This is a genomic window from Petrotoga sp. 9T1HF07.CasAA.8.2, from assembly GCF_002895585.1.
Taxonomy (GTDB): Bacteria; Thermotogota; Thermotogae; order Petrotogales; family Petrotogaceae; genus Petrotoga; species Petrotoga mobilis.
In genome coordinates, this window is sequence record NZ_AZRI01000014.1 from 151,616 (window position 1) to 158,111 (window position 6,496).

At 35.0% G+C, this 6,496-nt stretch carries 5 protein-coding genes; all 5 read left to right on the forward strand.

The window, feature by feature from the left end; translation table 11 throughout:
- The first annotated feature begins 15 nt into the window (after positions 1-15).
- The 5 genes from X925_RS03795 (at position 16) to X925_RS03815 (ending at position 6,455) form a co-directional block, all read left to right on the forward strand.
- Positions 16-852 carry a mechanosensitive ion channel family protein gene (locus tag X925_RS03795; RefSeq protein ID WP_012207960.1) on the forward strand — a complete coding sequence of 279 codons (837 nt, stop codon included), beginning with the start codon at positions 16-18 and terminating at the stop codon, positions 850-852.
- Between the two features lie 208 nt (positions 853-1,060).
- Entirely contained in the window at positions 1,061-1,738 is a 678-nt protein-coding gene (locus X925_RS03800) for a hypothetical protein (protein WP_121959162.1), read from the forward strand.
- Positions 1,739-1,740: 2 nt separating this feature from the next.
- A complete protein-coding gene (locus tag X925_RS03805) occupies positions 1,741-3,645 on the forward strand; it encodes a flagellar hook-length control protein FliK (RefSeq protein WP_121959163.1) in 1,905 nt (634 codons plus the stop codon).
- Complete coding sequence (locus X925_RS03810; protein ID WP_121959164.1) at positions 3,638-4,300, forward strand: flagellar hook assembly protein FlgD; 663 nt, start codon at positions 3,638-3,640, stop codon at positions 4,298-4,300. Before X925_RS03805 ends, X925_RS03810 begins: the two co-directional genes overlap by 8 nt.
- A 40-nt stretch (positions 4,301-4,340) precedes the next feature.
- On the forward strand, positions 4,341-6,455 hold the full coding sequence (locus tag X925_RS03815) for a flagellar hook protein FlgE (RefSeq protein WP_121959165.1): 2,115 nt from the start codon (positions 4,341-4,343) through the stop codon (positions 6,453-6,455).
- Positions 6,456-6,496 lie beyond the last annotated feature (41 nt).

The window sequence follows — 6,496 nt, forward strand, 5'->3', positions numbered from 1 at the left end:
AGGGGGGGGTTCAAAATGCCAGAATGGCTCCAAACAACTATCAATTATCTAATAAGAATTGGTATCAGTGTTGCAATTCTCTTTATCGCGAGGTATTTAGCAAAATTTATCTATAGAATCATAATAAACACAGCAGAAAAAAGCGGAAGAGTAACGCTTCAATACAAGAAATCTTTAATGACGATATTGAACATAGCTATGTATACCTTAGGTGGTTTTATCATTATTTCTGTAATTTTTACCAACCTTAGCGCATTTCTTGCTGGATTAGGAATAGGTGGTATAATAGTCGCTTTTGCAGTACAAGAACCTCTTGGTAACTTAATCTGTGGATTTTTAATAATGTTGAACCATCTTGTAGTAGATGGTGAAGCTGTCGAAATAAATGGAATATCTGGATCAGTAGAAGAGATAAACGTTAATCATGTGGTCATAAGAACATGGGATGGAAGAAGAGTCAACCTTCCCAGTAGAGAAGTTTGGTCAAGCAAGATCATTCATTATTGGCCTACAAACATAAGAAGAAACGAGGTAAAAGTTGGAGTATCTTACTCATCCGATCTAAACAAGGTAATAAACGTAATAGATGAAGCAGTACGATCAGCCGAATTAGTGCACATAGATGATGACCATCAACCGCTAATCGTTTTTGATGGTTACGCCGATTCTTCAATAAACTTCATTGTAAGGTTCTGGGCAAAACAAGAAAATTTTATAAATTCGTCGATGGATGTAGCAAAATCAATTAAACAAAAATTCGAAGAAAATAAAGTTGAAATACCTTTTAACCAATTAGACCTTCACATAAAAGAAGTCCCCAATGAAATAACACAAAACAAAGAAAATATTTAAATTGTGGAACATTTTAAAGAGGCGGTGTAAACCGCCTTTCTTAATTTTACAGCCATATGTAGGGTGGGGAGCGGGGCGAAACCATTATCTAACATTCCTTAAATGGGCGGGCTGCGGGGCGAAGGGGCGCTAAAATATTTTTTGATGTTTGTGTTTAGGAAAATTGACTATTATAAAGAAAAATATTAGTGTAAGGAGGAAATTTCCAATGCAAAAAAAACAAGAAGAAAATCCGAAACCAAAAAAAAGATCGGGGAAAAAATTCTTAAGAATTATTCTAATTTCCTTGATTGTGGCTATTTTTCTACTTGGAGTTGGTTACATCTACTTCGAATATAATAGGCTTTCGTATCTCAATTTGAATCTTCAAAACAGTTGGAGAAGTTATATGGCATATTTAATCGATTTTATACCAGGATTAAGAAATTTATCTAATTATGAATATCTGGAGATTTCAGATCCTTTCTATTTGCAAAAGGAACTGTTAGATACTAAACTCAAAGCTATACAAGACGAAAGAGAAAAATTAATTGCCGAACAAAATCAATTACAAAAACTTTTAGACCAAATTTCACAAGAAAGTACTAAATTAATGGCTCAAAGAGAAGAATTAGAAAAACTTAATCAAGAATATCAACAAAAAATTGACCAATACAACGATTACAACACCAGAATAAATACCCTAGCTAATTGGCTGGCTAGATCAACCCCTCAACAAATAGCCAACGCTTTAAGTAGAGAAGAAGTAAGTGTGGAGTTACTAGTTGATGCACTCGCAACGCTTGAATCAAAATCAGCCGCTGAAATACTGCAAGCTCTTGCGCTTGTTAACCCACAAAAAGCTGCTGAAGTAATAGCCAAAATGGGAGAAAAAAGGAGCGAATAATTTTGAATGTTGCCTTAACTGATCTTATAACAAATTTACCTAAATCTAATAATATTAATAATTTTACCCCGAATGCATCTAATGCTAAATTAGAATCCTTTGATCAAAAATTTCAAGATATTTTTAACAATGTAGAAGAAGACAGCCTTGGTTTTAAAAAATCTCCTATGCCAGAAAAAGAAGTGACAAATAATAAGTTATCGGTCACACTGAATACTATTGATTCGAAAGATTTATTAATTTCAAATACTAAAAAAACAAAAAATATCCATTTGGACGTCGATCAATTACTCCTACTCATAGAAGTTTCTACCAAAAACGCCAAAGGCATCGATGAAAAGGAATTATTAATTCAAGCTCAAAAAATTTTGTCTTCCCCTAAAACAGAGTTTACAAAGAATGACATAGAAGTATTACAAAAAGCTTTTAGCGTTATTATAAAAGAAAGAAATGGTAGTAATAGTGAAATACCTTTAAAAGGTTTAATCAAGTATTCTAATTCCATAGAAGAAAGTCCCAATATTATGTTACAAAACAGCCTCCATTCAAAAGGTTCACAAGAAGTCAATCAGATTGTCAACTCTGATATCCAAAAATTATCTTCTAGAATAGAAGAAATCTTAAAAAGTACAAAAAACAAAAATGAAATCAATACATTAGAGCAAGCAAAGAAAATATTATCTTCTTCTAAAACCCAACTCACAGAAGAAGATAAAGAGGTATTACAAAAAGCTTTTAACATTATCATAAAAGAAAGCCAAGAGAATAAAGAGAGTACAAGTGAAATATCTTCAGAAGGTTTGATTAAGCATTCTAAACCCATAGAAAAAAGTCCCTCCACTCTGTCACAAAACAATCTGCATTCAAAAGATTCACAAGGAACGAATCAGATTGTTCAAGCTGATATTCAAAAATTATTACAATTAATAGAAAAAGGCTCAAAAAGTATAGAAAGCACAGATGAAATCAATACATTAGAGCAAGCTCAAAAAATACTCTCATCTTTTAAAACAGAATTTACACCTGACGAATTAAATATAATTAAAACTGCTATGGATATAATTAACACCAATAATTCAAAGATGGGAAACTCTTTATCAAGCATAATTGAAGAAACAAATCTCATAACCAATTCCTTGATTAAGGGAAACATCGATAAAACAAAGAATAATAAAAATGAGAATAATGATTCTATAAAAGCAATGCAATTTGATCCAAAAGCGGATCTTTTAAATACAAAAAACAACTTTGGTAAGAATGTGTATTTTGACCCTTATGAAACCAGAAAAAATAACGTCAGCAAAGATAAAAACTCTGAATTACAAAAAGATAATACAGTAAAACTTGCACCAACCAGTAATTTAGAAAACATTAGCAAGAATTTAAATATCGAACAATTAAAAACCGATCCAAGCACTAATGAAATAGGTTTAAAATCCCTACAAATCAACAAAAATAATATACAAGACGGTATCCCTACAACCAATCTAAAAGATTTAAATGCTCAAATAAAGGAAGTAATTATTTCTAAAAACACTCAAACTTTTCTAAACGAAAGTTTCTCAGTGAAAATATCTCCTCCAGACTTAGGAAAAGTCGATATTCAAATATTAAAAAACGGACAAGCTGTAACTGTTAACATATCAACAGAAACCGAAAATGCAAAAAATATTATATCGAAAACATTACAGTCTTTAGTTGGAAATTTAAGAGATGAAGGATACCAACCCATCAGTATAAAAGTGAATGTCACACAAGAAGAACATTATTTAGCCGATCAAAATCAACAACATCAACAAGATCAAGAGCAAAAAAAATACGGTGAAGAAGATCAGAATGACGATCAGCCAGAAGAAGGAACTTACTACACCTTTGATGATTATTTAAGGAGTGATTTGAATGCTTAACTCAGTATCGATGGATTCTATATATCAAAGTACGTATGATGCAAAAAAAGACAGAGAAATAAAAAAAGAATTAGACAAAGAAGCTTTTTTAGAACTGTTGGTTACAGAATTACAAAATCAAGATCCGACTCAACCGATGGAAAACAAAGATCTTGTAGCTCAGCTTTCTCAACTATCTTCCACTGAACAAATAACCAATATGAGCCAAGCAATTCAAGAAATGGTTAACTCCCAAATGTCGCTCAATAAATTGCAAGCTGCAAGCTTGATAGGAAAAACCGTTGTGGTGAATGACAACACCGTTGACTTGCAAAGTGGGGTAGCAGAAGGACTAAACTATGGATTAGACAACGGCTCCCAAGTATATTTAGAGATTTATGATTCAAAGGGACAAGTAGTTTACACAGAAGATTTGGGTGTGCAGGAAGCAGGGTTACACTCATATGTTTGGAGCGGAAGAAACAACGATGGAACTATGATGCCTGATGGAGAGTATCTTTATGGAATTTACACTGTAGAAAATGGCCAAATGGTAGCAAATACCGGTGTAAAAAGTGGAACTGTCGAAGCAGTGAAGTTCTTAGACAACGAACTTTACCTACTTATCAATGGTGAAATGTATCCTTATTCAGTAGTGAACGAGATTAGCGCCTAAATTCTGATTATCAATACGATCTAGATAGGAGGAGTATAACATGCTCAGATCAATGTACTCTGGAATCACAGGTTTAAGGAACTTTCAGGATCAACTCGACATAGTTGCAAACAATATCGCTAACGTTAATACCGTAGGTTACAAAGGTTCAAGGGCAACATTTCAAACAACTCTTTTTCAAACATTAAGTGCAGGAAATGCACCACAAAACCAACTAGGTGGAACAAATCCTATGCAAATTGGATTAGGATCTCAATTAGCTTCTATAGACAAATTAATGACACAAGGTTCTCCTATGTCTACAGGTAAAGCTACAGATCTTATGATTCAAGGAGAAGGGTTTTTTATTCTCTCAGATGGAATAGGTCAATACTATACACGGGCTGGCAACTTCACTAGAGATTACAACGGATTCTTTGTAGATCCTGCATCTGGTATGAAATTGCAAGGTTGGACAGCAAAAATTGATCAAGAAGGAAATAGGACCATTGACACCAACGATCCTATAGGAGATATCCAAATATCAAGCGGACAAGTAATGGCGGCAAAACAAACATCTTTTATAAGACTTGCACATAATTTAAACGCAGGTGCGGGTATTCAGGACACGACAATTGTGGTTAAGAGTACAACAGGTGAAAATATACCCGTAAAATTCTCTTTCAAAAGGGATATGAGCGAAGAAAACAAGGATAAAAATGTTTATAATTGGACGGCAAGTGTAGTTGGTTCTGAGTACAAATTTGCAGTTGACGATGGTTCAGGTAATTTAACTTCAACTAACCAAATTAGTGGAAAAGTAGAGCTTGACGATACGGGAAATGTAATTAGTTGGGTTAATTACAATGGAAACGGAGATCCTTTAGCAGAAAATAAAATTTCTATATACGACATAAACGGTGAAATAGTGGATCAATATGGTGATTCTGTTACTGTAGATATCAATGCAGGGGCAGGTACTGCTACCCTCACAGGAAGTATTAGGGTTACAGACTCAGCGGGAGAAGCAGTTTATTATGATCCGGAAGATATTGATATTAGTTTTGATGCTTCCGGAAATCCAACAATAACTTTGAATATCGATGGTACACCAGTAAATTTTACTGGACCTGCAAGTACAGTTGGTGAATTCAACAATTTACTAACAACGGGAATAGATGATGGGTCTGGACATACCCTCACAGGGTTACGTTTAACCGGTGCCTCTGATGCTGATACTATTGATGATACGACTACGCCTCTTAACTTACAGTCCGTCAGAGAGGTAGTCCAACCACCTTCAGGTGGAGCTATAAGATTCACCGACCTTAACAACCCAACCAACTTTTCAGAAGCTAACTATATCAGCCCATCTGTTACAACATCAACAGTAGTATACGATTCTCTAGGTAACCCTTACAATGTCTATTTAAAATTCACAAAAATAGATGCTAACACTTGGTATTGGAAGGCAGAGTTAGAAGACGGCACCCCATTGTATAAAACTACCGCCGATGGTCAATTACTCGATGATCCCGCAGAAGGAGTAATAGCTTTTGATTCAAACGGTAACATAGCTGCAACTCAATGGAAAATCAATCCTGACGGTACCATAGATCAAACTATCGGAGATGGTGACGATGGAGCAGCAGGTTTCTGGTTCGACCCAGCCGAGTTGGGCGCTGCTTTAAATCCAAGCGTGGACCCTCAATCAGCGGCTGGTGCAGGCCCTGTTAACGTTTCGATTAATTTTCAAGAACTTTCTCAGTTTTTTGCAGAAAATTCCATAGCGGTTACCGAACAAGATGGAAACGCTCAAGGAACCTTAGATTCTTTTGCCATAAACACCAATGGACAGATTATAGGATCTTTCACAAACGGTTTAACCGCCCCATTGGGGCAAGTAGCCTTAGCCACTTTTAACAACCCTGAAGGTTTATCAGCTACAGGAAACTCTATGTACGCTATGAGCTCAAACAGTGGACTTCCACAAGTAGGTGTCTCTGGTGTTGGAGGAAGAGGAAGTATTAATCCAGGGGCTTTAGAAATGTCGAATGTGGATTTGGCAGAAGAATTCACCAACATGATTATCGCTCAAAGAGGATTCCAAGCAAATTCAAGAAGTATAACTACGGCAGATGCGATCCTTAACGAGCTTGTAAACATCAAGAGGTAATTATTTTTGCCGAATTGTGCAAAAAAACTTTATTCGTAATG

Excerpts from the sequence above, each read along its gene's own strand:
- X925_RS03815 (WP_121959165.1), top strand. The coding sequence starts at position 4,341 with ATGCTCAGATCAATGTACTCTGGAATCACAGGTTTAAGGAACTTTCAG.
- X925_RS03810 (WP_121959164.1), top strand. The coding sequence starts at position 3,638 with ATGCTTAACTCAGTATCGATGGATTCTATATATCAAAGTACGTATGAT.
- X925_RS03800 (WP_121959162.1), top strand. The coding sequence starts at position 1,061 with ATGCAAAAAAAACAAGAAGAAAATCCGAAACCAAAAAAAAGATCGGGG.
- X925_RS03795 (WP_012207960.1), top strand. The coding sequence starts at position 16 with ATGCCAGAATGGCTCCAAACAACTATCAATTATCTAATAAGAATTGGT.